We start from the raw sequence: 25,975 nt of genomic DNA, 5'->3' as shown, positions 1-25,975 counted from the left end.
AAAACGTTGATAAAACAAAGGCTGGATTAACCAGCCTTTTGTGTATTTGAAGTTCGCTTTACACCTACTGACGTGCCAGATCAGGCAGATGACCTTTTAGACCAAGCGCACGCTTCATGATCTCATCTTTCGCTCCCGGCAATTGACCCGCTAAACTCAAACCAATGCCACGAACCAGCTTCTTAGCAGGATTCTCTCCAGAGAACAGGTCTCGGAACCCTTGCATTGCAGCGATCATCTTTGCTGCTTCCGCTTTGCGCCAACGCTCATAACCTCTTAGGTTGCGTTTGCTGCCAATATCTTGGCCTTGCTTCCATAGCGCTAACACCTCTTGAGCGAGGCTGGCTGCATCTAATAGACCTAAATTTACCCCCTGGCCCGCTAGAGGATGAATGGTATGGGCCGCATCACCAACCAATGCGACTCGCTCCACAACAAAATCTCGCGCATAGCGCATTTTCAAAGGAAACGCGGCACGCTCTCCCACGACTTCACATAGACCAAGTCGTGTATCAAATTCGCTCGTCAATGCTTTGTTGAAATCATGCTCACTCATTGCCAATAGCTGCTCTGCACGATTTGGCTCAGTGGACCAAACAATAGAGCACATATCTGGTTGCGACATTGGCAAAAACGCCAATGGCCCTTGAGGAGTAAAAATCTGTCGTGCAATGCTATTGTGCGGAGCAGCGGTTTTAACATTCGCGACCAGAGCATGATGTCCATAATCCCAATGCGTTAACGGAATATCCATTTGATGACGAAGCCACGAGTTTGCCCCATCGGCTCCGACCACTAACTTAGCCGTCATGGCTTGACCATTGTCAAGCGTCAACCAACTTTCTTGTTCGCCCACCGCTAAGGTCGCGCAACGTGCAGGCATGAACATAGTGACGTTATCGAGCTTTTGGACTTGTTCGAGCAGTGCGAGTTGAATCACTCGATTCTCAACAATATGCCCTAAATCAGGTTGTGCCATGCTTTGTGCATTGAACTCAATACTAGCGAAGCTATCTTGCTCCCACACTTCCATTCCGTAGTATGGTGAAGCTCGGCGTTGCTCTATTCCCTGCCAAGCGCCAAGCTTACGCAAGATCGTCTCACTAGAACGGCTCAACGCAGACACACGCACATCAGGTAACTCTTTCAACGACTCATCTGGCACCTTGCCTTCTATTACGGCGACACGCAGATCGCTGTCCTTGAACGCGGCAGCAAGTGCCAACCCAACCATCCCTCCGCCGATGATGGCGATATCTACACTTTGCATCATTGCTTTTTATTACCTAATTCAGTGCGGCCGTTCATCGTTTTACCAAACCAAGCGTATGGCGCAGTAGCGGCTGCTTAAAAATAGAAAGGTTATCCATCGCTGCTAAGGCTGTATTTCGCCCAATTCGCATCGCGGGTAAATCATTTGAAAAAATATGCACTAAGGCACTGGTTAGCCAGATCGTTTCGCTTCGATCTGCCTCTCTACGCTGACTAAAGCGCATCAAGCCTTGATAAAGACCAACATCATCGCTTTGCTGCACGATTTCTTCTGCTAGCGAGACAACGTCGCGAATACCAAGATTAAAACCTTGTCCAGCTATCGGATGCAGCGTTTGCGCCGCATTCCCAACAATCGCAAAACGATGAGAAATATTTTGCTTTCGATGGCGAAGAAGCAATGGGTAACTCGCACGTCGTCCCACTTTTTTCATCGCGCCCAAACGCCAGCCAAAATCTTGTTGTAAACGTTGGAGAAATGCTTGGTCAGATAACTCAAGAACTGCTTGGGCTTCCTCAGGGTGCAGACACCAAACTAAAGACATTCTATTGTCACTCATTGGCAATAAAGCAACAGGGCCATTTTCAGTAAAACGTTCAAAGGCTCTACCTTGATGAGGTTCTTGAGTCACAATATTGGCAATGACAGCCACTTGTTCAAAATCTTGCTCAGAAAGCTCTAAACCAATTTTCTGACAGCAGGTTGAAACAGCACCATCGGCTGCCACCAACAGTTTTGCTTCAAGCTTCCCACCGCTTTTCAACGTAATATGGGTACAGTCTTGCTCGCGCTCGATATCGGTAACAGAGTCAGGGCAAAACAGCGTAATGGATGCGCTGCTATCTAATAATTCTTGATATACGCGACCAACATCGGCTAATTCGACAACATACCCTAGTGCTTCAACGCCAATCTCTTGCTTGGTAATTTCCGTCATCCCAGCATGAGAGCGGTCAGAAACGTGGATATGTTCAATGGGTGTGACAAACGGCTCTATCGAGGTCCAGAGCTGTAGTTGACGCAACAGATTGACAGTACCGTAAGACAATGCGATTGAGCGAGAGTCAAAACCAGGGTGCATATCTGACTGCGCTTTAAAAGGCTCAACGACGGCAATGCGGAGCTTTCCCTGGGACAAATGGTCAATCGCCAATGCTAACGTTGCACCAGCCATGGCACCACCAGCAATGACTACATCATATTGCTTCATGCTAACCTCTGGACCATCTACGATTAATGAATAGTAGGCTTTTTATCGCTACTTTCAGGGCGAACACCAAACTCAGCATGAATCGTTAGTACGCAAGCTTTGATGTGTTCAATCACTTGTTCTAGCAATTGCGCTTGTTCACCGAGGTCGTCATCTTCATCAATGCCTAATTTGGCAATCTCTTCTAGGTCAGCCAATGCTTCTTTAGCGTCATCTGACGCTTTATTTAGCGCAACACCTGCTAGACCTAACCCAGAAATAAAGTGGTTTACGAAATCGGACACGCTGTCAGCCAACGCGAATAAGCCTTCTTCTCCCGGCTCATCTGGTAATAATAAAGACAGCTCCATCGACGTGCCCGTGAGTTCATTGACAGTAACGGTGAATACGCTTTGAGCAAACGCTAGCGCGGTAGAAGGCCACCCCATACCATCATTGGTGTAGTCAAACAGAATAGGCTGCCAAGTTTGATCATTAATCGCCAATCCACCACTTAACATGCCGACAAATAAGCCATGTAATTCCGCAGGTGTTACTGCTAGGCTTGCAGATTGCAGTTCAGCAGCAATAGATTGGTATTCAGGAAGGGTGATTTCACTCATAACTTGGCTCATTCTTGCATAATAATGTATTGGTATATCCTACCATCAAGGTTAGTGGTCTGAAACGGCTATCAAATTCAATTTTGAACAGCATTTGCTCAATTTGCCCAATTCCTGTGTGATCTCGTCATCATTTCTCTTTCTGTGATGGGAAATGCTTGAATCTTAATAGCGGTTTTCCTATAGTTTGCTCCTCGGTAGTTGTATGAAGCAACACCTTAGATAGCGCGAATATAGAGTTTATTCATCATGAGCAATCAAGCGATCGACGTTGAAATATTAGGCAAAGTTACACGAGTGAATTGTCCGACAGGACAAGAAGAGTCTCTTGTTGCAGCGGCAAAAGATCTGGATCGCCGATTGAAAGAAATGAGCGAACGTACTAAGGTAACCAATGAAATCCAACTGCTGACCTTCGCTGCATTGAATATTTGTTATGAGTTGCACACCAAGTCATACGAATCAAACGGTCAACAGCAAGAAATTACTGAGCGAATGGAAAAGCTCACTGCGTCTCTTGAGAACGCACTAAGCAAAGTTACGCAAGGACAGCAGTAAATACAAAATTTACCCTGGGGTGTGCGTCAGCAGGATTTAAGTCCCTGAGCCGATAAGCAATACCTAAGGGTTAGTATTTGGTAACTATTGAGCAAGCTCGGCATGCACCGAGAAGCCTACGGTTGTCATTGCTGATCCGCCTTGAACCAGCTGGTTCAAGGGCCACAATCCTCAACGGCACCCTGGGGTATTCTCTCTATGTCAGACCTCTCTCGACAAGACTTCCGCAAACTGATTCGTGAAAAGCGCAACGCATTGTGTAGCGACACGCAATTCCAAGCGGGGATCGACCTTGTCACTCAGTTCTCTCAACTTCCTGAAATCCAGCAAGCACAGCATATTGCTATTTATCTTTCTGCTGACGGTGAACTTGATACCAAGCCGCTCATTGAGTGGTTGTGGCAACAGGGAAAATCGATTTATCTACCTGTCATCCATCCGTTTGCCAAAGGTCAGTTACTGTTTCTTCTGTACGTAAGTGATGATCAATTGGTCTACAACAAATACGGCATCTTAGAGCCCAAACTGGACATCCGCCATCTCAAGCCCGTTCGTCAACTTGATATCATTTGTACACCTTTGGTTGGATTCGACAGCATCGGCCACCGCTTAGGCATGGGCGGAGGGTATTATGACCGTACCCTGTCTCATTGGTTTATAACCGGAGAAGGTGCCAAGCCTGTTGGTATCGCTCACGACTGCCAACATGTAGAACGCTTACCAATTGAAAGCTGGGACATTCCATTACCTAAGATCGTGACCCCAAGCCGAATATGGCAATGGGAAAGTGGCAAGTAAGCCGCTATAATCACGCCCGCAAACGTTAACGAACATCTATTCAGGAGATTGGCATGACTCAAGATGAAATGAAAAAAGCGGCTGGTTGGGCAGCACTAAAATATGTTGAGAAAGGCAGCATTGTCGGTGTTGGTACTGGCTCTACCGTGAATCACTTCATCGATGCACTAGGCACTATCAAAGACGATATTAAAGGTGCAGTGTCTAGCTCTGTCGCTTCAACTGAGCGCCTTAAAGAGCTTGGTATTGAAGTATACGAGTGTAACGACGTAATGAAGCTGGATGTGTATGTTGATGGCGCAGACGAAATTAACCCAGCGCGTGAAATGATCAAAGGCGGCGGCGCGGCTCTGACTCGTGAGAAAATTGTCGCAGCAATCTCTGATAAATTTGTATGTATTGTTGACGGCACCAAAGCAGTTGACGTATTAGGTCAGTTCCCACTACCTGTAGAAGTGATCCCAATGGCACGCTCTTACGTTGCGCGCGAATTAGTAAAACTGGGCGGTGACCCGGCTTACCGTGAAGGCGTTGTGACTGACAACGGCAACGTAATTTTGGATGTACACAACATGCAGATTACTAACCCGAAAGAAATGGAAGACAAGATCAACGGTATCGCGGGTGTGGTGACTGTGGGTCTTTTTGCTCACCGTGGTGCTGACGTCGTAATCACAGGTACACCAGAAGGCGCAAAAATTGAAGAATAAATAACAGCTCAAATCGACCTATCTGGTTCACTTTTCTGTTATTTCATTACATACGGTGCTGCAAGGCACCGTTTTTTATTCCTTTCTCTAAGAAAATTATCTCTTATTCCGTAATTTTCTTACCCAAAGCAATTTTTTTTTGTTACTTTATTGAACAGAAGACGCACAAGGAAACGTTTGTCCTCCTACAAAACTATCAATTATCCCCTTTTTAATAGTTTTGCCCAATGTGCGCCACATTAGCCCACCTTTCCATTTTAAGGACGAGAAAAAATGGCCAAAGTTTCACTGGAAAAAGAAAAGATTAAGATCCTCTTGTTAGAGGGACTCCACCCTTCTTCAGTTGAAGTTCTTCAAGCAGCTGGTTATACCAACATTGAGTACCATAAAGGTTCCCTTCCGGAAGAAGAATTGATTGAAGCGGTTAAAGACGTGCACTTCATCGGTATTCGCTCCCGTACGAACCTATCCGAAGAGGTAATCAATGCGGCGAATAAACTGGTTGCAATTGGCTGTTTTTGTATCGGTACTAACCAAGTAAACCTAGACGCAGCAGCAAAACGCGGCATTCCTGTGTTTAATGCACCGTTCTCTAACACACGCAGTGTGGCGGAGCTGGTACTTGGTCAAATCCTACTACTTCTGCGTGGCATTCCTGAAAAGAATGCGCTTGCACATCGCGGTATTTGGAAGAAAAGTGCTGACAACTCTTACGAAGCACGTGGCAAACGTCTTGGCATTATCGGATACGGCCACATTGGTACGCAGCTAGGTATTATTGCCGAAAACTTAGGTATGCGCGTTTACTACTACGACATCGAGAACAAATTGTCCCTTGGTAATGCGACGCAAGTACATACCATGAGTGAACTACTAAACAAGTGTGACGTAATTTCTCTGCACGTTCCTGAAACGCCAGAAACAAAAAATATGATGGGTGAAGCTGAGTTTGCTCGCATGAAGCCAGGCTCAATCTTTATTAATGCAGCACGCGGCACTGTCGTGGATATTCCAGCGCTTTGCCATAGTTTAGAAGCAGGTCATATTGCGGGCGCTGCGATTGATGTATTCCCGACAGAACCGAAAACGAATGCCGACCCGTTCGAATCTCCTTTACAGAAGTTCGATAATGTCATCCTCACTCCACACGTTGGTGGTTCAACGCAAGAAGCACAAGAGAACATCGGTGTTGAGGTCGCAGGAAAACTGGCGAAGTACTCTGACAACGGCTCTACGCTTTCAAGCGTAAACTTCCCAGAGGTGTCACTGCCAGAGCACGGTGGTGAATGCTCTCGCTTGCTTCACATCCATAAAAACCGTCCTGGTATTCTTACTCAGATCAACACCATCTTCGCGGAAGACGGTATTAACATTGCTGCACAGTACCTACAAACAGCCGCTGAAATCGGCTACGTAGTGATCGATGTTGAAACCGAGCGCTCAGAAGAAGCGCTAGCGAAACTGAAAAGTATTGAAGGCACTATCCGTGCTCGTATCCTTCACTAATTTGTGAAGCAGAAATAACAAAGGCAGGGAATACCCTGCCTTTTCTTTTTGCACCCAGTATTACTTCAGCTTGTAAATCACATCAACTTGATCGCGAATAATCATGGTAGAATCTTGGTAGCTGTTTGCCCCTTCTTTACTGTCCATCGCCATCGAGCGCATTAGAACTGGCTGAACGTGCATCTGTCTGTAATTGATCTGCCAGACATCACCCAACTTTTTCTCAAAGCCAGTAGCCAGTGACGCTGCTTTTTCTCGCGCATCTTGGATAGCCGCCATGCGTGCCTTTTGCTGATACTCAGCCTGGTTGCTTACCTTAAGTTGAATATTATCAACCTGATTAATCCCTGCTTCTAACGCCATATCTAGGTACTGGTTTAGGTTTTTTAGATCCGTAACCGTCACATCAATGCTACGAGAAGCGCGATAACCAACGAGCTCTGCTTTACCAGATTTAGGGTAGTGGTATTGAGGCGCAAGATATAAATTCGAGCTGGTAACATTGTCTTTTGATAAGCCAGCATCGGACAGATTTTTCAGAAATTGCTCAACAGTTTTGTCTACTGACTGCTTGGCCTGTTCAGCAGTCATTGTCGTGTCTACCACTTTTACAGAAAACGTCGCCATATCTGGTGTAGCAATAACTTCACCATAACCTGTCGTCGTTACGTGAGCAAATTCAGGCGAGTTCGCCAACACTGAAGCACTAGTAAGGCTGAGTGCAGAAGCCAGCAAAAATGAATACAGTCTCATTCAATAAATCCATCCATACAAAAATAAAGTACTTACTCTCAGCAGAAAGGCTCAAGATTTAGACAAAACTATCACTACTGAGAAAGTGTATGGTTTCATAATAGAAACTTCTGTCGATTATCCAAGCACTCAGAATGACTTCTAACACAACTTTGACTATGTAACATTGGCGTGATTTTTCAACGAAACACTCTGTCGGCAATGAACCCATCGATGCGACAATGAACTTATTGAGGTAAGTGTCGCTGAGCATACCCGACTATCGCGTGTGAGATTTCTTGTAGAACCCCCGTTTCCAGTTGCCAATGATGCCAATAAATCCGATGGGACATTAAAAAACCGGGAGTAACATCAACCAACGCGCCACGCTCTAGCTCGTCGGTAATTTGCAAACGAGGGATTAAGCAATAGGCTACACCAGCTAACGCCACTTTTAGAAACGCTTCAGAGCTGCTGATGTTATGGTGAATGACGCTATCAGGGCTGACATTGAAATGCTCGGTAAGAAAGGTTTTATGTAGGTCATCATATTGATCATACGAAACGGCCGGCGCCTTGGCCAAAGTCTGGTTATTGACGCCTTGAGCAAAGTAACGCTGATAAAACTCCGGACTCGCGACACAAACGTAATCAACACGTCCCAAGTAATCCGCTCTACAGCCAGGTATCGGCTGGGATTCTAAGCTGATCGCCCCCGTCACTTCGCCACTTTTTAGCTTTTCGATGGAACGAGATTCACCGTAGATAGTGAGTTTGAGTTCAACTTGACGCTGCTTCATGACATCTTGCAGTGCAGGCAGTAGCCAAGTAGCAAGGCTATCAGCATTGGTCGCCAAAGAGAGTTGTACAGGTCGAGTACTGGTATCATTCTTGAGCTCGGGCAGAATTTCATGCTCGAGTAAGCGCACTCGACGATAAAGGCCTAATAACTTTTTACCAATCGGCGTTGGCTTGGGTGGTTGACTACGAACCAAAACGGGTTGTGCGAGAAACTTTTCTAATTGTTTAATACGTTGAGAAATCGCTGATTGCGAGACAAATAAATGCTCAGCTGCACGCTCAAAGCTCCCCTGATAAACCACGGCATCTAATGCCTCAATCCATTTATAGTCCAACCCTCTCATCCTGCTCTTCCTCTCCTGATAAAACATCAACCCTTAAATTAGCTTGGCTAATATAATATTAAAATCATTAATTATACTTATTTAGATAAACTCTTTATCTTTCACTCTTCTGAGCATTTATTGGTTATTTTGAAGTGAGGTGAAGTGTGAGCTTGTGGGTTCTATTGCAAGGATTTGGTTTAGGGGCATCAATAATCATTCCGATCGGCGCACAAAATGCGTATGTCTTAAATCAAGGCATAAAGCGCAATCATCACCTGACGACTGCCACTATTTGTAGCATCCTAGATATGATCTTCATTTCTCTAGGTATCTTTGGTGGTGGTGCGATTTTGTCTCAAAATGAAATCTTACTAACATCGGTGACCCTTGGTGGTATTGCCTTCCTGAGCTTTTATGGATTACTGTCACTTAAGAGCGCGTTTAAGTCAGACAGTGACTCAGAATCAAAAGGTGAAGTCGTCGCTCGTGGTCGTCGAACGGTCATATTAGGCGCGTTAGCCGTCACTGTACTTAACCCACATTTGTACTTAGATACAGTCGTTATTCTGGGCTCTATTGGTGGGCAGTTTGAAGGCCATGACCGAATTGCTTTTGCACTAGGTACGATGATGGCTTCCTTTGTTTGGTTCTATACCTTGTCGATAGGAGCCGCAAAACTAGGCCCTACCCTATCAAAGCCAAGAGTGAAAAAAGGCATCGACATCGCGGTCGCAGTAATGATGTTCACGATAGCGTATATTTTAGCTAGCGAACTTATTGAAAAGTACTGGTAATCAACAGGACAACATAGACATGGAGTCACTAAAGCGTATCTATGATATCAATAGAGAGCGACTCAACGCGCTCTCTATTCCTTTTCGGGAATGGCAGCATGAAGCCATCTTAGACTTTGACACGGATATAAGAATTGCGTCCGAGCTTGGATGGACAGGCACGCACACCAAAAGCCTCTTCTTAAAACTTAAAGGACAAGGCTACGCAATTTATCTAACAGAAAAAGACTCTCGCCTCGATGCCAAACAAATAAAAGCCGTCACAGGTAAACGCCCATCAATTTGTGACGACGGTGAAATGGTCGAAGTGTTAGGTTGTTTGCCTGGAGCGGTATGTCCGATTGGCTTACCTGAATATGTCACGCTCATTGTAGATACAACCCTGTATCTACACGAAGAGTTGCTCTATACGCCAGGGTTGCCTGAATTCACCTTTGGCTTTGCCGGTAAACATCTAAAACGTCTATTGCTTGCCGGTAATCACATTCTTTATGACATATAAAAAAGCGGGGCCAATTGGCCTCGCTTTCGAATATCTACCGCTTGTATTAAGCGTCGATTTTGTTCAGATGAACATCCATTTGTGGGAATGGAATTTCGATACCATTTTCATCCAATGCTTCTTTAATACCTTGCATTGCATCAAAGTATACGCCCCAGTAATCTGCAGTTTTCACCCATGGGCGAACCACAAAGTTTACTGAAGAGTCTGCCAGCGTAAGTACGCCGATTGTGATATCAGGATCTTTCAAGATACGCGGATCTTTTTCTAGCGTCTCGCGAATTACTTTCTTCGTTAGTTTAAGATCCGCTTTGTATGACACACCAATCACTAAGTCGACACGTCGTGTTGCATGACGAGAGTAGTTAGTAATTGCACCACCGATTACTGACGAGTTAGGCACAACAACCATCTTGTTGTCTGGTGTTTTTAGAACAGTTTGGAAGATTTGAATTGCTTCAACACTACCCGCTACACCGCCAATTTCTACGTAGTCGCCAGATTTGAATGGACGGAACGCAACAATGAGTACACCAGCTGCAAAGTTTGATAGTGAACCTTGTAGCGCAAGACCAACAGCAAGACCTGCCGCACCGATTACAGCCACGACTGAAGCGGTTTGAACGCCTAATCGACCAAGAGCGGCGATAAGTACGATTACAAATAGCAAGTAACGAACAAGACCGTGAATAAATTCAACGACAGCCTTATCCATGTTTTTCTTTTCTAGTACCTTAGAAACACTACCAGCGACTGCTTTAACGATAATATTACCGATAAACAGAATAAGCAGCGCAGAGATAATGTTCACACCGTACTGAACCAGTAGATCTGAGTTGTTTGTCAGCCAAGTTTCAGCCTGAGTTAGACCATCCGTTAAAGTGGTATCGATACCCACCGATTCACCTGCCATAATTCTTATCCTCAAAAATAAAGATATATAAATCCAATTGCCGTTAATTTATGAACCTTGTTTTTTAAAGGCTCTTTTCTAAAACAACATCCCTATTGCCCCACTGAACAGTGTCAGATTTTTGGCACAATATCCCAACTTTGACTTTTTTCAAAGTCAGAGTTTCGCAAAGATATGCAAAACAAGACTTTATCAGAGTTTTCTGATATTGGCTTGTTACAGGTTACGCAATGCACTCTTATTTCGCCACTCCTATGACTGATATTCCTATGTTTTTATTTAAAAACGTTAAAGGGGGAACATCCCACCAGAAAATACAACCTGACGCATAAAGATATCAATAGGAAAACAGGGAAAGAAACATAGGGGCAAAATGATAGACATAAAAAAACCCGCTCAAAAAGCGGGTTTTTAAGTAACTTAATCAGTAACGATTATAGTACGTCAACTGCGTTTAGGTCAGCAAATGCTTGCTCTAGACGAGCTACCATTGAAGCTTGACCAGCACGTAGCCATACGCGTGGATCGTAGTACTTCTTGTTTGGTGCATCTTCACCAGTTGGGTTACCGATTTGACCTTGTAGGTAATCGTGGTTTTCAGCTTCGAACTTACGGATACCATCCCAAGTTGCCCACTGTGTATCAGTATCGATGTTCATTTTGATAACACCGTAACCGATAGACTCACGGATTTCTTCTAGAGAAGAACCTGAACCACCGTGGAATACGAAGTTTAGAGAGTTCGCTGGAAGACCGAATTTCTCAGAAACGTGCGCTTGAGAATCACGTAGGATAGTTGGAGTTAGAACAACGTTACCTGGCTTGTACACACCGTGTACGTTACCGAAAGATGCTGCGATAGTGAAACGGTGGCTGATTGCGCTTAGTTTCTCGTATGCGTATGCAACGTCTTCTGGAGAAGTGTATAGCTCAGACGCATCCATATCAGAGTTGTCAACGCCGTCTTCTTCACCACCAGTACAACCTAGTTCGATTTCTAGAGTCATGTTCATTTTAGCCATGCGCTCTAGGTACTTAGCAGAAATCTCGATGTTCTCTTCTAGAGACTCTTCAGAAAGGTCGATCATGTGAGAAGAGAACAGAGGCTTACCAGTTTGAGCGAAGTACTCTTCACCAGCGTCTAGTAGACCGTCGATCCAAGGAAGTAGTTTCTTAGCAGCGTGGTCAGTGTGTAGGATTACTGGTACACCGTAAGCTTCAGCTACAGCGTGAACGTATTTCGCACCAGCAACAGCACCTAGGATTTGAGCCTCTTGACCTTCAAGTTTTAGACCTTTACCAGCAAAGAAAGCAGCACCACCGTTAGAGAATTGAACGATAACTGGAGCTTTAACTTTTGCAGCTGCTTCAAGTACTGCGTTTACAGAGTCAGTACCCACACAGTTTACTGCTGGAAGTGCAAAGCTGTTTTCTTTTGCAACTTCAAATACTTTCTGAACGTCATCGCCAGAGATAACACCTGGTTTTACGAAGTCGAAGATCTTAGACATGGATGTAATCCTATTTATCTGTCGTTTTTAAACAAAACTTGTTAAGTTGAAAATCTTGCAAACGTTTGCTCACAACTGAGGCTATTCTAGCAGAGTTCCTCACACGTTGCAGCAAACAAGAAAGCGGGAGAATCACTCCCCCGCTTTGCTTTAATTACTTAGCGCGTGCTTCTAGCATTTCTACTGCTGGAAGAACTTTACCTTCTACGAACTCAAGGAAAGCGCCGCCACCTGTAGAGATGTAAGAAACGTCAGCTTTGATACCGAACTTATCGATAGCTGCTAGCGTGTCACCACCACCTGCAACAGAGAAGCCTTCAGATGCTGCGATAGCTTCTGAGATACCTTTAGTACCTGCTTCGAAGTTCTTGAATTCGAATACGCCTACTGGACCATTCCATAGGATAGTCTTCGCGTTCTTAAGGATTTCTGCTAGTTCAGCTGTTGAATCTGGGCCAAGGTCGAAGATCATGTCGTCGTCTTGTACTTCAGAAACGTGTTTAATTTCTGCTTCTGCGTTTTCGTCGAATGCTTTCGCACATGCAACGTCAGTTGCTACTGGAATTGCACACTCATCCATTAGCTTCTTAGCAGTGTCTACTAGATCCGCTTCGTATAGAGACTTACCAACGTTGTGGCCAGCAGCTGCGATAAATGTGTTAGCAATACCACCACCAACAACTAGTTGGTCAGCGATTTTAGATAGAGACTCAAGTACAGTTAGCTTAGTAGAAACTTTTGAACCACCTACGATAGCAACCATTGGACGAGCTGGGTTGTCCATTGCTTTACCTAGCGCTTCAAGCTCGTTTGCTAGAAGAGGGCCAGCACAAGCGATAGGTGCGTGCATACCAACACCATGAGTTGACGCTTGAGCGCGGTGAGCCGTACCGAATGCATCCATTACGAATACGTCACATAGTGCTGCGTATTTCTTAGATAGCTCTTCGTCGTTTTTCTTTTCGCCTTTGTTAAAGCGAACGTTTTCTAGAACAACAAGTTCACCAGCGTTTAGCTCTAGGCCATCTAGGTAGTCTTTTGCTAGCTTAACTTCACAATCTAGTGCGTCGTTTAGGTAGTTAACAACTGGTTGTAGAGAGAACTCTTCAGCGTATTCACCTTCAGTTGGGCGACCTAGGTGAGACGTAACCATTACTTTAGCGCCTGCTTCTAGGCAGTGCTTAATAGTTGGAAGAGATGCGATGATACGTGCATCTGAAGTTACTTTACCGTCTTTTACTGGCACGTTTAGGTCAGCACGGATAAATACACGTTTACCTGCAAGATCCAGGTCAGTCATCTTGATTACAGACATGATGTGTCCTCTCAAATATTGATAATTAAAGTTTTTGAAAACTCGGCAACCCTGCCAAGCCTGTTAATTCTTCAAACTGGTTATAGATGATATGGAGATATCATGGATTTATTTCAAGGCTTGAAATAAAAATTCTCCATCACTTCTTCGTCATTACTGCTCCACTTGAGAAGAAGCTTGCATTGCTAAGGCAGTATCCAGCATCCGGTTAGCAAAGCCCCATTCGTTGTCGCACCAAACGAGCATTTTTACGAGTTGCCCGTTACTCACTCTAGTCTGGCTTCCATCAACAATCGCACTATGGGGGTCGTGGTTAAAGTCGATGGAAACGAGTGGCGATTCAGTATAGTCAACAATGTTACGTAATGTACACTGAGATGCGTTAACAATGGTTTGATTTACGTCATTAACTTTCACATTTGTATTAATTGTGACACTTAAATCCATTGCGGTGACGTTAACGGTTGGGACACGAACAGAAATTGCTTCGAATTTGTTGGAAAATTTCGGGAAGATTCTTTCAATCCCCTTATGCAACTTGGTGTCAACCGGAATAATAGATTGGCTCGCTGCGCGGGTACGGCGTAGATCGTTATGGTACGCATCGATTACTTGCTGATCGTTCATGGAAGAGTGAATCGTGGTTATGGTACCGGACTCAATACCGAAGGCTTCGTCTAACACTTTAATGATGGGAACGATACAGTTGGTGGTGCAAGAGCCATTGGAGACAACACGGTGCTCGTCTTTCAGAGTTTCGTGGTTCACACCATAGATAATCGTATTATCTATGTCGCTTGCGCCCGGGTGTGAAAACAGCACTTTCTTCGCGCCAGCTTCTATATGCGCTTGCCCATCGGCTTGTGAACCAAACACGCCAGTGCAATCCAAAACAATGTCGACTTCTAGATCGCGCCAAGGAAGTAATTCGAGTTCAGAGAGGTGAAGAATGCGAATAGAATCATATTCGCCGCTGTCATGATGAACATGCAAGTGTTCTTGGTCGTGGGAGATTTTTTTACCGAAGCGACCATGACTAGTGTCATATTGCAGTAGGTGCGCCATCGCTTCTGGCTGCGCTAATTCGTTAACCGCCACAACCTTGATCTGCTGATGTTTTCCGCTTTCATACACGGCTCGCAGAACATTACGACCTATACGTCCAAATCCATTGATCGCAACCTTTAGCATTTATCCTTCGCCCTACCAAAAATTTCGTGTCACAGATACTACCTGATCAGGCTGAAAAACGCACCTGTTGAATCATAGTAAAGCAGGATTAAAAAAGGCCGAGACAATGCTCGGCCTTATTACAACAATAATTAAAATGCGACGTCTAAACCTAACCAGTAGCGACGACCATCTTCGACATATCCGTATTCTTCGTAACTGATTTCCTCATCCAGCAAGTTATAGATCGCGCCTTTAATACGAGTATTATCGGTTAACTGGTATGTCACACCAGCGTCCACAAAGGTATAAGCAGGCTCTACAATACTGTTTCTTGATGGGCCAGTAACCGGATCCATTTCTTTACCTCGGTAAGTGACTTTAGCCCAGCTTTCTAGATCTGTTGTTGTTTGCCAAGTTACATCCACATTAAACAAATGCTTTGGTAACTGCTGCAGCGGCATGCCTTTGTATTCACCTGTTTTTTGCTCTGAGTCGGTAAATGTGTAGCTCGAGCTGAGGTAAATGGTTTCCGTTAATGGCGATGCTAAAGTCGCTTCAATACCTTGTGTGACCGCTTCGTCCACGTTAATGCGGTACGTTGGATCTGCACCCCATTGGTTTGGTCCATCTGTACAGATGGTATCTGGACAAACAACACGTGTGATCTTGTCTTTGAACTCATTATGGAACGCAGTCAAAGAGACATCTAAACCAGAGTCACCTTGATACAAGACACTAATTTCTTTGTTTAGCGACGTTTCAGGGTCAAGGTCTGGGTTACCGTAGATATTACCGCCGCCACTGACTTGCGCCCAACCAGGAGTAATTTCACGTAATTGCGGAGAACGGAAACCTGTTGCCACACCGCCTTTCACAGTCCAAGATGGGTCAACTCGCCATACACCATAGACACGCGGACTAAAGTGCGCACCATAGTTTTCGTCATGATCTAGACGACCACCAAGCGTAACGCTAAACGGATCGGCGATTCTCCACTCATCTTCAATGAAAACAGCCCACTGCGTATTCGATGTTTCGGTCTTCGATGACGCTTTATTGGAAGTAAAATCCTCAAGTTCGGCATGAGTAGCATCCACACCGGTCGTCAACGTATGGTTTCCAATACCAGTCACCAAGCTCGATTTGAACGTGGTGTTGGTGATCGTCATCTCGCGAGATTTGTTCTCGCTCTCTTCACGTTGTAAGTAAGTATCTGAGATGCCAACCGAGTCCCAGTCGCCATTGTGACTTAGCGTTACATAATTACGACGATATTCGTTGAGTGAATCCTCACAACCTCTTCGGCAACCCGTCGTTGGTACGGAAAGGCCAACGTTACCGCGACGACTTTGTGCCGATGTACCCCCCTCTAATTGCACAGAATGGCGGTCATTAATCTGGTAGGTCAGTTTTGAAGAGATACTTTGCATATCTTTATCTTCATAACCGTATTCAATATCGTCTTCTTCTCTTGCGGTATACTGACCGTATACTTGGAGAGATAGATTTTCGGCTAGCGGCCCATTGACGAAGAAATTCGCGCTCTGCTCTCCGCCCGAGCGACTGTTTTCTTGCAGAACCGTGCCTAGCTGAACATTACCTGTCCACTCCATCGCGTCTTTTCGCGTGATCACGTTAATTACACCACCAATCGCATCAGAGCCATAAAGCGTCGACATTGGACCACGGATAATTTCAATTCGCTCAATCGCTTGAAGAGGAGGCAACCAACCTTGTTCGATACCAGGGCCGTCACTATTTGGGCGAGTTTCACGTGTGCTTTGACGTTTACCATCGACCAGTATCAAAGTGTATTTGGAGCCCATACCACGGATACTGATGTCGGTAGTGTCACCACCACCTGTCACGACGACACCAGGCACACTTTTTAGTGCATCAGTCACATCACGGTAATAACGAGAGTCCAACTCCTCACGCGAAATCACACTAATACTTGCAGGCGCGTCCGCTTGAGATTGCTCATAACTTGATGCAGTTACAACCACTGTTTCCATTTTAGAAACCGCATCATTGGCAAACACATGAGGGACACTGACGAAGGCTAAAATACCAGTTGCAGTAATAACTGGCAGTCTAAGAGTAGACATCTACATCTCCATAATTGATAATGATTATTATTTTCGAAAGTGAATTATTCACAAATAGAATGAGATGCATAGTGAGAGTTATGGAACGGTTCTTCCCATTTATGGAACCCGTGCATAACGCAGTAAGGAGTTAATGAAATATGCACGACTTAGCATCAATTCGAGCCTTTGATGCGCTCAATCAGCATAAGAGTTTGACCGCCGCTGCCAAGGCCCTCAACCAGCCTAAATCAACGCTGAGTCGTCGCTTAGCACAATTAGAAGAAGATTTCGGTCAGGCTCTAACCGCAAGACAAGGTAACCGATTAGTTCTGACAAGAGCGGGAGAAATTTTTGCCCACTACAGTCGCCAGATTCTTGAGCTAAGTGAAGAGAGTTATGACGCGCTTCAAGGTTTAACAAACCAAGTTTCAGGGCCGCTACATATTGTTTGTCACACAGCATTAGTTAGAAGTTGGCTAGGTGGTGTGCTCAACGGTTTTCTTGCCGATAATCCTGACGTTAGGGTTCAACTTACCAGTGACTTTTCTGAAGCGCACCATGACCCAGATTTGTTCATCTGGCTCGGTGAGCGTAAAGATCTCGATTGGCGCAAAGAGGTATTAGGCTCATTTCGTTACACGCCCTTTGCCTCTCCAGCTTATCTTGAACAACACGGTTCGATCCTGCACCCCAAAGAGCTTGAAGCGCATCCGTGGATCGATTTTGGCTCGGTACAAGAAAATGGATTGATGCTCTCACACCCTCAACACGGTGAGTTCTTTTTAGAGCCATTTGTGAGTCGCTTGTACAGCGACAACATCGCAATGCAGATCGACAGCATCGCGAATGGTCATGGTATTGGACTGCTGCCAACTTGGACAGCAAGCGGCTACGAGAAACATCATCCGGGTCGAATCACACCTTGCTTAGAAGGTTGGCTTTCAGAGCCCATCTCCATTAACTGCTATACGCCTGCAGGAAGACCACCACTGCGCTTATCCGTACTTTTAGACTGTATTCACCAAAGCATTCCACAAGGTTGGAAAAACTGACAAAAAACAAAAAGGCCATCGCAATGATGGCCTTTCCAACTTTAGTATCTAACAGTCGTCCTTTACGTTCGGACTATTGAGACAATCTAGCAGTTACGCTAGCAATTCTTTTGCTGTGTTCACTACGTTTTCAGTCGTGAAACCAAACATCTCGAATAGCTGACCAGCAGGTGCAGATTCACCAAATGAAGTCATACCGATGATGCGACCGTCGAAACCAACGTACTTGTACCAGAAGTCTGCGATGCCCGCTTCGATAGCGATGCGTGCCGTTACGTCTGATGGCAATACTGCTTCACGGTAAGCGGCGTCTTGTTTGTCGAATGCATCTGTTGATGGCATTGAAACCACGCGCACTTTCTTACCTTCTGCTGTTAGTTGAGTCGCAGCTTCTACTGCTAGCTCAACTTCAGAGCCTGTTGCGATAAGGATAAGCTCTGGCTTGCCTTCACAATCTTTCAGGATGTAAGCACCTTTCGCGATGTTCGCTACTTGCTCAGCTGTACGATCTTGTTGCGCTAAGTTTTGACGAGAGAAGATAAGTGCTGTTGGTGCATCTTTACGTTCAATCGCTAGTTTCCATGCTACGGCAGACTCAACCTGGTCACATGGACGCCATGTGCTCATGTTTGGCGTTACGCGTAGAGATGCCATTTGCTCAACAGGTTGGTGAGTTGGGCCATCTTCGCCAAGACCGATCGAATCGTGCGTGTACACTTGGATATTCTGAATTTTCATCAGCGCAGCCATACGCATTGCGTTACGAGCGTATTCCATGAACATTAGGAATGTCGCACCGTAGGGAACGAAACCACCGTGCAATGCGATACCGTTGATGATAGCGGTCATACCGAATTCACGTACACCGTAGTGGATGTAGTTGCCAGAGAAGTCATCCGTTTCTAGAGACTTAGAACCAGACCACATGGTCAGGTTAGAAGGCGCTAGGTCAGCAGAACCACCCATAAACTCAGGAAGCATTTGACCAAACGCTTCTAGTGCATTTTGCGATGCTTTACGTGATGCAATGTTCGCTGGGTTTGCTTGAAGATCAGCAATGATTTGGTTCGCTTTTTCTTCCCATTCCGCTGGAAGTTCGCCGTTTAGACGACGTTTAAGCTCTGCTGCTTCTGCAGGGTAAGCTGCTGCGTATGCTTCGAACTTTTCATTCCAAGCCGCTTCTTTCGCTGCACCTGCTTCTTTTGCGTCCCACTCAGCGTAAACATCTGCAGGGATTTCAAATGGACCGTACTCCCAACCTAGGTATTCGCGAGCCGCTTGAATCTCATCGTGACCTAATGGCGCACCGTGACAGTCGTGCGAGCCAGACTTGTTAGGAGAACCGAAACCGATAATTGTTTTAGTACAGATTAGAGTCGGGCGAGGATCCGCTTTAGCCGCTTCAATCGCTGCGTTGATTGCTTCAGGATCGTGACCGTCTACCGCTGGGATTACGTGCCAGCCGTAAGCTTCGAAACGCTTAGGTGTATCGTCAGAGAACCAACCTTCAACGTGACCGTCGATAGAGATACCGTTGTCATCCCAAAACGCGATCAGTTTGCCTAGACCTAGCGTACCTGCTAGAGAGCATGCTTCGTGCGAGATGCCTTCCATCAGACAGCCGTCACCCATGAACACATACGTAAAGTGGTCAACGATGTCGTGGCCTTCTTTGTTGAACTGTGCCGCTAGTGCTTTCTCTGCGATAGCCATACCAACAGCATTAGTGATGCCTTGGCCAAGAGGACCCGTTGTTGTCTCGATACCAGGCGCGTAACCGTACTCTGGGTGACCTGGGGTTTTTGAGTGCAATTGACGGAAGTTTTTCAGATCATCAATAGATAGCTCATAACCGCTTAAGTGCAGTAGAGAGTAAATAAGCATTGAGCCGTGACCGTTTGATAGCACGAAGCGGTCGCGGTCGGCCCACTCTGGGTTTGATGGGTTGTGGTTTAGGTGAGAGCGCCAAAGAACTTCAGCGATATCAGCCATACCCATTGGTGCGCCTGGGTGGCCTGAGTTAGCTTGTTGAACACCATCCATGCTTAGAGCACGAATTGCATTGGCAAGATGTTTACGAGACGACATGTCTGCTCCTGAGTACATTAAGCGAAACGAAAAGTAGGTCATAATTCTCTCAAAGCCCTGTTGGGTGTGCAAACGTTTTCCAGTCCAAAACCTCACAAATATTGCACCTTTCGCGCCAAATCGTTCGAAGTTCTTAAAATTGTCAATAAATCAGGCAAACGTTTGGTTATAACAAAAACCAAAAAAGAGCTTGTAATTCGAGCAATCAAATTTAGAATAGACGTCTAGATGTAGATACACCTACAAAAATTAGTATTAATTTGCGCTGGAGAGTTTATCATTCCCCAGTTTTAAACCAGATATAGTGGAGCTAACATGGCTAAGCACCTGTTTACTTCTGAGTCAGTATCAGAAGGTCATCCAGATAAAATTGCAGACCAGATTTCTGATGCGGTTCTTGACGCGATTCTAGAGCAAGATCCAAAGGCTCGTGTTGCATGTGAGACTTACGTTAAAACCGGTATGGTAATGGTGGGTGGTGAAATCACGACTTCAGCATGGGTAGACATCGAAGAGTTAACTCGTGAAACCGTTCGTGAAATCGGCTACGTACATTCAGATATGGGCTTTGACGCAGATTCTTGTGCGGTACTAAACACAATCGGTAAACAGTCGCCAGATATCAACCAAGGTGTTGATAAAGCTGACCCTAAAGAACAAGGTGCAGGCGACCAAGGCATTATGTTTGGTTACGCTTGTAACGAAACTGAAGTACTAATGCCAGCGCCAATTACTTACTCTCACCGTCTTGTTCAAAAGCAAGCAGAAGTTCGTAAAAACGGCACACTACCTTGGTTGCGTCCTGATGCAAAATCTCAGGTAACATTCCAATACGATCAAGGTAACATCGTTGGTATCGACGCGGTTGTTCTTTCAACTCAACACTGTGATTCAATCTCAACTTCAGACCTGCGTGAAGCGGTAATGGAAGAGATCATTAAACCAGTGCTACCTTCTGAGTGGATCAACAAAGAAACAAACTTCTTCATCAACCCAACTGGTCGCTTCGTAATCGGTGGTCCTATGGGTGACTGTGGTCTAACAGGTCGTAAGATCATCGTAGATACTTACGGCGGCGCAGCTCGTCACGGTGGCGGTGCGTTCTCTGGTAAAGATCCATCAAAAGTTGACCGTAGTGCAGCATACGCAGCACGTTACGTAGCGAAAAACATCGTAGCGGCTGGCATGGCTGACCGTTGTGAGATCCAACTTTCTTACGCAATCGGTGTTGCTGATCCAACGTCTATCATGGTGGAAACGTTCGGTACTGAGAAAGTATCTCACGACATCATCATTGAAGCAGTTCGTCAATTCTTCGACCTACGTCCATACGGCCTACAAGAAATGCTTAACCTTCTTCAACCTATCTACAAGAAGACAGCGGCTTACGGTCACTTCGGTCGTGAAGAATTCCCGTGGGAAGCGACAGACAAAGCTGCACTTCTACGCGATTTCGCTGGCATCAAATAATCAAGCCAAGCAAGAATCAATCAAGCCCTCGCCTATGGCGGGGGCTTTTTATTTTCAGCAACGTTTATCCAGCCATTTCAGCTCATACCGCCCTGCCCCACAAAGCAGTCCTGTTTCTCCCTCATTTTTATACCGAATAAATTTTAAGCAATTATTTGTAAATTATCCCATCTCCGCCAATAGTTAAAATATTGTTAATTCCAATTTAAATAGAGACGTCGGATGCTGGCGACTGTGGAAGCAACACTTAAGTAAAGACATGAGTCAGGCATCTTTATGGCCGATACCAAACTAAGCCAATGCTCAGATGTAAACTTGAAAAAGTCGCTTCAAGTTTGACTGAACAAAAACCGCTGTCAGTTGGTATAAGCGGATAATGTGGGAATAAATCAAGGAGGAGTTATGCCTCGAACTGTTAATCCATCGGACTTCCACAACAAGCGAAAGGAAGTGCCAGATAACGAATATGCCAGAACCATACCGTGCAATACGGTTAATCTTTCTGCACCTTTTCATTGGCTCGCATTAGGTCTGCATGATTTCGTGCGAATGCCCCTCATCAGTGCTTTCTATGGCATCTGTTTTATGGCGGCTGCGATAGGCATTGTTTTGCTCGTACAGTGGCAAGGCACACACTTGGTCGTCATGCCCAGTTTGATTGTTTACATGTTAATCGGTCCGTTTCTCGCGCTGGGCTTGTATGATGCCAGTTGGGAGAGAGAGCGCGGACACAAAGCAAGCTTGTTCCACTCAATGAAAGCGATCGGTCGTAACTCAACATCTCAATGGGCGTTCGCCGTGTTACTCGCAGTGTGTATGATATTTTGGATGCGCATTGCCGCTCTACTTCATGCACTCTACCCTTCTGTTCAAGGGGCACCTTTAAGTGAGTTCCTACCCTTCCTTGTCATCGGTTCTTTAGTTGGCTTTGTTTTGGCTTGTGTGGTGTTTAGCATTTCAGCCTTTTCTATTCCGCTCATGATGGAGCGTCGCGTAGACATGATGACCGCTGTATTTACCAGCTTTAATGCCGTGAAATCCAACATTCCAGCAATGATTGTTTGGGCAGCGATCATCTGTGGCGGTATTCTTATCGGCTTTGCGACCTACGGGATCGGAATGTTGTTTACCATGCCAATTCTAGGCTACGGTACATGGCACGCTTACCATGCCACCATCAAGAAAAAACACACACCATAATTAACTGATGCTATGATCTGGCCCTCGCAAATGCGGGGGCTTTTTTATTTGATTTATCGAGGTGAATTGTGGATATAGAACTAAGCTATAAAGCCAAGCAAGTGATGGCGGACTGCATCGCGATGGCAGAGCAAGCTTTCAAACGTTCTTTCCCTATTCCAACAATCACCTTCAACGTCCGCGGGAAAGCGGCAGGAAAAGCCTACCTTCAATTGAATCAAGTGCGCCTGAATCCCGTTTTATTTCGCGAAAACACCCAAGCATTCTTAGATGAAGTCATTCCTCACGAGGTGGCACACCTGATTACTTATCAGGTTTACGGACGAGTTAGGCCTCACGGCAAAGAATGGCAAGGTGTCATGGAAGCCGTATTTAGAGTGCCGGCCAAAACCACTCACAGCTTTGAAGTAAAATCCGTTCAAGGTAAAACCTTTGAGTATCGTTGTGGTTGTATGACCTACCCTCTATCGATTCGCCGTCATAATAAAGTGCTGCGCAAAGAGGCGACGTACTCTTGTCAAAAATGCCGCCAACCACTTAACTTCACGGGCGTTCAATTATCGTAATCTATATCTCATAGTGTTACTTGCGTTCCCAAAATAAAGATCGAGTTTATCAAAACCTTCCCTTCGCCACTTATTGTTAACTTACTCATCACTAAAGCTATTTTATGCGTGTTATCATGAATAAAGTCATACTTTATAAAGACTTTAATCATGAAATACCTATTCTCTTTGTTACTTATCGCGCTTTCTAGCACTGCGGTTGCCGCGCCACCAAGCTCATTCTCTGCCGCCAAACGTGAGGCGGTAAAAATTTATCAAGACCATCCAACGAGCTTTTACTGTGGCTGCAACATTCAATGGCAAGGCAAAAAAGGCTCCCCAGATTTAGCCTCTTGCGGTTACCAAGTCCGTAAACAGGAAAAGCGGGCCGCACGAATCGAATGGGAGCATGTGGTACCTGCGTGGCAATTTGGCCACCAGCGTCAATGCTGGCAAGATGGCGGACGTAAAAACTGCAAGAAAAAAGACAAAACCTTTCGCTTGATGGAAGCAGACCTGCACAACCTAACCCCTGCCATTGGTGAAGTAAACGGTGACCGTTCGAACTACAACTTTAGCCAATGGAACGGTATCGATGGCGTGAGTTATGGTCGCTGTGAGATGCAAGTGAACTTTAAGCAGCGTAAAGTCATGCCACCAGACCGTGCTCGAGGTTCGATTGCTCGTACCTACCTATACATGAGCAAAGAGTACGGCTTTAAATTATCAAAACAGCAAACGCAGTTGATGAGTGCTTGGAACAAAACCTACCCAGTCGATAAATGGGAATGTGAGCGTGACGAGCGCATTGCCAAAGTACAAGGCAATCATAACCCATTTGTTCAAAAAGCCTGTCGCGCACTCTAGTGCTCCTCTGCCTTGAAGCGTTTCAATAACTGATATTGAAACGCTTCTTGCCCCTTGTTTTTTCGGTGGAAAGCATCCATGTTAGGGTTTAAGTTTATTCTCTTGCTGGAAATCTCATGCGTATCCCTCGAATTTATCATCCAGAAACCATTCATCAACTTGGCTCACTTGCTTTAAGTGACGACGCAGCAGGCCATATTGGCCGTGTTCTGCGCATGAAAGAAGGCCAAGACGTTCTCCTATTTGACGGCAGCGGCGCAGAATTCCCAGCGGTTATCAGTGAAGTCAGCAAAAAGACGGTTTTGGTTAACATTACTGAGCGTGTAGAAAACAGTATTGAATCCCCTTTAGACCTGCACCTTGGTCAAGTTATTTCACGTGGCGATAAGATGGAGTTCACTATCCAAAAGTCAGTGGAACTTGGCGTCAATACCATCACACCTCTGATTTCCGAACGTTGTGGCGTCAAGCTTGACCAAAAGCGCTTTGAGAAAAAACTCGCGCAATGGCAAAAAATCGCCATCAGTGCCTGTGAGCAGTGTGGACGCAATGTCGTTCCAGAAATTCGTCCAATTATGAGCTTGGAAGAGTGGTGTAAAGAAGAGTACGATGGCTTAAAGCTCAATCTTCATCCTCGTGCTAACTACTCAATCAACACACTGCCAACACCTGTTGAGAAAGTGCGCCTACTGATCGGCCCTGAAGGCGGTTTATCGTCTGAAGAGATCGAGATGACTCGAGAATATCAATTTGAAGAAACGCTACTCGGCCCTCGCGTTCTGCGCACCGAAACAGCGGCTCTGACAGCAATTACAGCCTTACAAGTTCGTTTCGGCGATCTTGGTTAAACGGAGAAAAATAATGATCAAACTCGGCATTGTGATGGACCCAATTTCGTCCATTAACATCAAAAAAGACTCTAGCTTTGCCATGATGCTTGAAGCGCAACGACGCGGCTATGAAATCCACTACATGGAAATGAATGATCTGCATCTCGATCAAGGCGTTGCCATTGCAGATACTAAAGTGGTGGAACTAAAAGAAGATCCAAACGGTTGGTACGAGTTCAAATCAGAGCAAACGATCGAACTGTCTGAGCTAGACGCTGTACTAATGCGTAAAGATCCTCCGTTTGACACAGAATACATCTACGCGACTTACATCCTTGAGCGTGCAGAAGAACAAGGTGCACTGATCGTTAACAAACCTCAAAGTCTACGTGATTGTAATGAAAAACTGTTTACAGCGTGGTTCCCTGAGCTGACACCAACGACAATCGTGACGCGAAAAGCAGAGAAAATTAAAGAGTTTCGTGAAAAACATGGTGATGTCATCCTAAAACCGCTTGATGGTATGGGCGGCGCATCTATCTTCCGCGTAAAAGAAAACGACCCTAACGTCTCTGTAATCATCGAGACACTGACCAACCACGGTCAAAACTACGCAATGGCGCAAACCTTCGTGCCAGATATCAGCAACGGTGACAAACGTATCTTAGTCGTAGATGGTGAACCAATGCCTTACTGTCTAGCTCGTATTCCTGCAAAAGGTGAAACGCGCGGCAACCTAGCCGCTGGTGGCACAGGTGAGGCTCGACCACTAAGCGAGACCGATATTAAGATTGCTCAAACTGTCGCTCCGACACTGAAAGAAAAAGGTCTTATTTTTGTTGGCCTTGACGTAATTGGCGATAAGCTAACGGAAATCAACGTCACCAGCCCAACCTGTATTCGCGAAATTGAAGCGGCTTTTGACATCTCAATCACTGGCAAACTGATGGATGCGATTGAGCGTCGAGTAAAAGGCGAATAACTCAAACTGTATTACAGTTAATAGAGAGCGTAGTACATTAACTTAAGCAAACTCATGCACATACCTAGATGGTAAACTGTATGATGTTTGCTTAAGGGCATTTACGAGAGTTAAGGGTCAATATGAG

At 45.4% G+C, this 25,975-nt stretch carries 24 protein-coding genes and 1 other RNA gene; 14 read left to right on the top strand and 11 right to left on the bottom strand.

The window, feature by feature from the left end; all coding sequences use genetic code 11:
- Positions 1–64 precede the first annotated feature (64 nt).
- From L3V32_RS05620 to L3V32_RS05610, 3 genes are read right to left on the bottom strand one after another with little or no spacing between them, the layout of a single operon-like run.
- The gene (locus L3V32_RS05620) at positions 65–1,273 is read right to left on the bottom strand and encodes an FAD-dependent 2-octaprenylphenol hydroxylase (protein ID WP_005393929.1); all 1,209 of its coding nucleotides are present in this window, start codon (positions 1,271–1,273) and stop codon (positions 65–67) included.
- Positions 1,274–1,304: 31 nt separating this feature from the next.
- Positions 1,305–2,483 carry a 2-octaprenyl-6-methoxyphenyl hydroxylase gene (gene ubiH, locus L3V32_RS05615; RefSeq protein WP_047008827.1) on the bottom strand — a complete coding sequence of 393 codons (1,179 nt, stop codon included), beginning with the start codon at positions 2,481–2,483 and terminating at the stop codon, positions 1,305–1,307.
- 23 nt (positions 2,484–2,506) lie between these two features.
- On the bottom strand, positions 2,507–3,085 hold the full coding sequence (locus L3V32_RS05610; protein ID WP_033907447.1) for a YecA family protein: 579 nt from the start codon (positions 3,083–3,085) through the stop codon (positions 2,507–2,509).
- A 249-nt stretch (positions 3,086–3,334) separates the two neighbouring features.
- Between L3V32_RS05610 and L3V32_RS05605 the strand changes: the two genes are divergently transcribed.
- The 5 genes from L3V32_RS05605 (at position 3,335) to serA (ending at position 6,657) form a co-directional block, all read left to right on the top strand.
- A complete protein-coding gene (locus L3V32_RS05605) occupies positions 3,335–3,643 on the top strand; it encodes a cell division protein ZapA (RefSeq protein WP_005393932.1) in 309 nt (102 codons plus the stop codon).
- Between the two features lie 8 nt (positions 3,644–3,651).
- A non-coding RNA gene (ssrS, locus tag L3V32_RS05600) (6S RNA) lies at positions 3,652–3,836 on the top strand.
- 5 nt (positions 3,837–3,841) lie between these two features.
- A complete protein-coding gene (locus tag L3V32_RS05595; protein WP_237283959.1) occupies positions 3,842–4,441 on the top strand; it encodes a 5-formyltetrahydrofolate cyclo-ligase in 600 nt (199 codons plus the stop codon).
- 53 nt (positions 4,442–4,494) lie between these two features.
- Positions 4,495–5,151, top strand: a complete 657-nt coding sequence (rpiA, locus tag L3V32_RS05590) for a ribose-5-phosphate isomerase RpiA (RefSeq protein ID WP_005380982.1) — start codon at positions 4,495–4,497, stop codon at positions 5,149–5,151.
- A gap of 273 nt (positions 5,152–5,424) precedes the next feature.
- Entirely contained in the window at positions 5,425–6,657 is a 1,233-nt protein-coding gene (gene serA / locus L3V32_RS05585; protein WP_005393937.1) for a phosphoglycerate dehydrogenase, read from the top strand.
- Between the two features lie 60 nt (positions 6,658–6,717).
- On the opposite strand, the gene L3V32_RS05580 is transcribed toward serA, so the two are convergent.
- Positions 6,718–7,410: an oxidative stress defense protein gene (locus L3V32_RS05580; RefSeq protein ID WP_005393939.1), complete on the bottom strand. Its 693-nt coding sequence runs from the start codon at positions 7,408–7,410 to the stop codon at positions 6,718–6,720.
- Between the two features lie 227 nt (positions 7,411–7,637).
- Positions 7,638–8,534: a LysR family transcriptional regulator ArgP gene (locus tag L3V32_RS05575; protein ID WP_046875104.1), complete on the bottom strand. Its 897-nt coding sequence runs from the start codon at positions 8,532–8,534 to the stop codon at positions 7,638–7,640.
- 146 nt (positions 8,535–8,680) lie between these two features.
- Here L3V32_RS05575 and L3V32_RS05570 point away from each other — a divergent pair, with 146 nt between their 5' ends.
- Both L3V32_RS05570 and L3V32_RS05565 read left to right on the top strand, forming a co-directional pair.
- Positions 8,681–9,310: a LysE/ArgO family amino acid transporter gene (locus L3V32_RS05570; protein WP_237283958.1), complete on the top strand. Its 630-nt coding sequence runs from the start codon at positions 8,681–8,683 to the stop codon at positions 9,308–9,310.
- A 19-nt stretch (positions 9,311–9,329) separates the two neighbouring features.
- Positions 9,330–9,812 (top strand): YbaK/EbsC family protein, encoded by a 483-nt coding sequence (locus L3V32_RS05565; RefSeq protein ID WP_237283957.1) that lies wholly within the window; start codon positions 9,330–9,332, stop codon positions 9,810–9,812.
- 46 nt (positions 9,813–9,858) lie between these two features.
- Here the strand turns inward: L3V32_RS05565 and mscS are convergent, their stop codons facing one another.
- The 5 genes from mscS to L3V32_RS05540 form a co-directional block, all read right to left on the bottom strand.
- Positions 9,859–10,725, bottom strand: coding sequence for a small-conductance mechanosensitive channel MscS (mscS, locus tag L3V32_RS05560; RefSeq protein ID WP_005393946.1), 867 nt, complete (start codon positions 10,723–10,725; stop codon positions 9,859–9,861).
- 434 nt (positions 10,726–11,159) lie between these two features.
- A complete protein-coding gene (gene fbaA / locus L3V32_RS05555) occupies positions 11,160–12,236 on the bottom strand; it encodes a class II fructose-bisphosphate aldolase (RefSeq protein ID WP_005393947.1) in 1,077 nt (358 codons plus the stop codon).
- A gap of 154 nt (positions 12,237–12,390) precedes the next feature.
- Positions 12,391–13,551 carry a phosphoglycerate kinase gene (locus tag L3V32_RS05550; protein WP_005393948.1) on the bottom strand — a complete coding sequence of 387 codons (1,161 nt, stop codon included), beginning with the start codon at positions 13,549–13,551 and terminating at the stop codon, positions 12,391–12,393.
- Between the two features lie 153 nt (positions 13,552–13,704).
- On the bottom strand, positions 13,705–14,742 hold the full coding sequence (gene epd / locus L3V32_RS05545) for an erythrose-4-phosphate dehydrogenase (protein ID WP_046875106.1): 1,038 nt from the start codon (positions 14,740–14,742) through the stop codon (positions 13,705–13,707).
- Between the two features lie 131 nt (positions 14,743–14,873).
- Positions 14,874–16,832, bottom strand: a complete 1,959-nt coding sequence (locus L3V32_RS05540) for a ligand-gated channel protein (protein ID WP_237283956.1) — start codon at positions 16,830–16,832, stop codon at positions 14,874–14,876.
- A gap of 140 nt (positions 16,833–16,972) precedes the next feature.
- Here L3V32_RS05540 and L3V32_RS05535 point away from each other — a divergent pair, with 140 nt between their 5' ends.
- Positions 16,973–17,866 carry a LysR family transcriptional regulator gene (locus L3V32_RS05535; RefSeq protein ID WP_170892839.1) on the top strand — a complete coding sequence of 298 codons (894 nt, stop codon included), beginning with the start codon at positions 16,973–16,975 and terminating at the stop codon, positions 17,864–17,866.
- Positions 17,867–17,959: 93 nt separating this feature from the next.
- Here L3V32_RS05535 and tkt read toward each other — a convergent pair whose 3' ends face one another.
- On the bottom strand, positions 17,960–19,954 hold the full coding sequence (tkt, locus tag L3V32_RS05530) for a transketolase (RefSeq protein ID WP_104970967.1): 1,995 nt from the start codon (positions 19,952–19,954) through the stop codon (positions 17,960–17,962).
- 315 nt (positions 19,955–20,269) lie between these two features.
- Here tkt and metK point away from each other — a divergent pair, with 315 nt between their 5' ends.
- The 6 genes from metK to gshB all read left to right on the top strand — a co-directional run bounded on the left by metK (position 20,270) and on the right by gshB (position 25,848).
- Entirely contained in the window at positions 20,270–21,424 is a 1,155-nt protein-coding gene (metK, locus tag L3V32_RS05525) for a methionine adenosyltransferase (RefSeq protein ID WP_005381027.1), read from the top strand.
- Between the two features lie 402 nt (positions 21,425–21,826).
- Positions 21,827–22,624, top strand: coding sequence for a DUF2189 domain-containing protein (locus tag L3V32_RS05520; RefSeq protein ID WP_005381026.1), 798 nt, complete (start codon positions 21,827–21,829; stop codon positions 22,622–22,624).
- A gap of 68 nt (positions 22,625–22,692) precedes the next feature.
- The gene (locus L3V32_RS05515) at positions 22,693–23,190 is read left to right on the top strand and encodes a SprT family zinc-dependent metalloprotease (protein ID WP_065646156.1); all 498 of its coding nucleotides are present in this window, start codon (positions 22,693–22,695) and stop codon (positions 23,188–23,190) included.
- Between the two features lie 150 nt (positions 23,191–23,340).
- Positions 23,341–24,036 (top strand): deoxyribonuclease I, encoded by a 696-nt coding sequence (endA, locus tag L3V32_RS05510; RefSeq protein ID WP_047008832.1) that lies wholly within the window; start codon positions 23,341–23,343, stop codon positions 24,034–24,036.
- A gap of 116 nt (positions 24,037–24,152) precedes the next feature.
- Entirely contained in the window at positions 24,153–24,884 is a 732-nt protein-coding gene (gene rsmE, locus L3V32_RS05505; protein ID WP_005393970.1) for a 16S rRNA (uracil(1498)-N(3))-methyltransferase, read from the top strand.
- A gap of 13 nt (positions 24,885–24,897) precedes the next feature.
- Entirely contained in the window at positions 24,898–25,848 is a 951-nt protein-coding gene (gshB, locus tag L3V32_RS05500; RefSeq protein ID WP_006743090.1) for a glutathione synthase, read from the top strand.
- The last annotated feature ends 127 nt before the right edge of the window (positions 25,849–25,975 follow it).

The organism is Vibrio sp. J2-4, assembly GCF_021728155.1.
Taxonomy (GTDB): Bacteria; Pseudomonadota; Gammaproteobacteria; order Enterobacterales; family Vibrionaceae; genus Vibrio; species Vibrio diabolicus.
The sequence above is the reverse complement of the archived record's forward strand: the minus strand, read 5'-3'. Positions and strand labels throughout refer to the sequence as shown.

Bases quoted from the DNA above. Each gene is read 5' to 3' on its own strand.
- L3V32_RS05620 (WP_005393929.1), bottom strand. From the start codon at position 1,273: ATGATGCAAAGTGTAGATATCGCCATCATCGGCGGAGGGATGGTTGGG.
- ubiH (WP_047008827.1), bottom strand. From the start codon at position 2,483: ATGAAGCAATATGATGTAGTCATTGCTGGTGGTGCCATGGCTGGTGCA.
- L3V32_RS05610 (WP_033907447.1), bottom strand. From the start codon at position 3,085: ATGAGTGAAATCACCCTTCCTGAATACCAATCTATTGCTGCTGAACTG.
- L3V32_RS05605 (WP_005393932.1), top strand. From the start codon at position 3,335: ATGAGCAATCAAGCGATCGACGTTGAAATATTAGGCAAAGTTACACGA.
- L3V32_RS05595 (WP_237283959.1), top strand. From the start codon at position 3,842: ATGTCAGACCTCTCTCGACAAGACTTCCGCAAACTGATTCGTGAAAAG.
- rpiA (WP_005380982.1), top strand. From the start codon at position 4,495: ATGACTCAAGATGAAATGAAAAAAGCGGCTGGTTGGGCAGCACTAAAA.
- serA (WP_005393937.1), top strand. From the start codon at position 5,425: ATGGCCAAAGTTTCACTGGAAAAAGAAAAGATTAAGATCCTCTTGTTA.
- L3V32_RS05580 (WP_005393939.1), bottom strand. From the start codon at position 7,410: ATGAGACTGTATTCATTTTTGCTGGCTTCTGCACTCAGCCTTACTAGT.
- L3V32_RS05575 (WP_046875104.1), bottom strand. From the start codon at position 8,534: ATGAGAGGGTTGGACTATAAATGGATTGAGGCATTAGATGCCGTGGTT.
- L3V32_RS05565 (WP_237283957.1), top strand. From the start codon at position 9,330: ATGGAGTCACTAAAGCGTATCTATGATATCAATAGAGAGCGACTCAAC.
- mscS (WP_005393946.1), bottom strand. From the start codon at position 10,725: ATGGCAGGTGAATCGGTGGGTATCGATACCACTTTAACGGATGGTCTA.
- fbaA (WP_005393947.1), bottom strand. From the start codon at position 12,236: ATGTCTAAGATCTTCGACTTCGTAAAACCAGGTGTTATCTCTGGCGAT.
- L3V32_RS05550 (WP_005393948.1), bottom strand. From the start codon at position 13,551: ATGTCTGTAATCAAGATGACTGACCTGGATCTTGCAGGTAAACGTGTA.
- epd (WP_046875106.1), bottom strand. From the start codon at position 14,742: ATGCTAAAGGTTGCGATCAATGGATTTGGACGTATAGGTCGTAATGTT.
- L3V32_RS05540 (WP_237283956.1), bottom strand. From the start codon at position 16,832: ATGTCTACTCTTAGACTGCCAGTTATTACTGCAACTGGTATTTTAGCC.
- L3V32_RS05535 (WP_170892839.1), top strand. From the start codon at position 16,973: ATGCACGACTTAGCATCAATTCGAGCCTTTGATGCGCTCAATCAGCAT.
- tkt (WP_104970967.1), bottom strand. From the start codon at position 19,954: ATGTCGTCTCGTAAACATCTTGCCAATGCAATTCGTGCTCTAAGCATG.
- metK (WP_005381027.1), top strand. From the start codon at position 20,270: ATGGCTAAGCACCTGTTTACTTCTGAGTCAGTATCAGAAGGTCATCCA.
- L3V32_RS05520 (WP_005381026.1), top strand. From the start codon at position 21,827: ATGCCTCGAACTGTTAATCCATCGGACTTCCACAACAAGCGAAAGGAA.
- endA (WP_047008832.1), top strand. From the start codon at position 23,341: ATGAAATACCTATTCTCTTTGTTACTTATCGCGCTTTCTAGCACTGCG.
- rsmE (WP_005393970.1), top strand. From the start codon at position 24,153: ATGCGTATCCCTCGAATTTATCATCCAGAAACCATTCATCAACTTGGC.
- gshB (WP_006743090.1), top strand. From the start codon at position 24,898: ATGATCAAACTCGGCATTGTGATGGACCCAATTTCGTCCATTAACATC.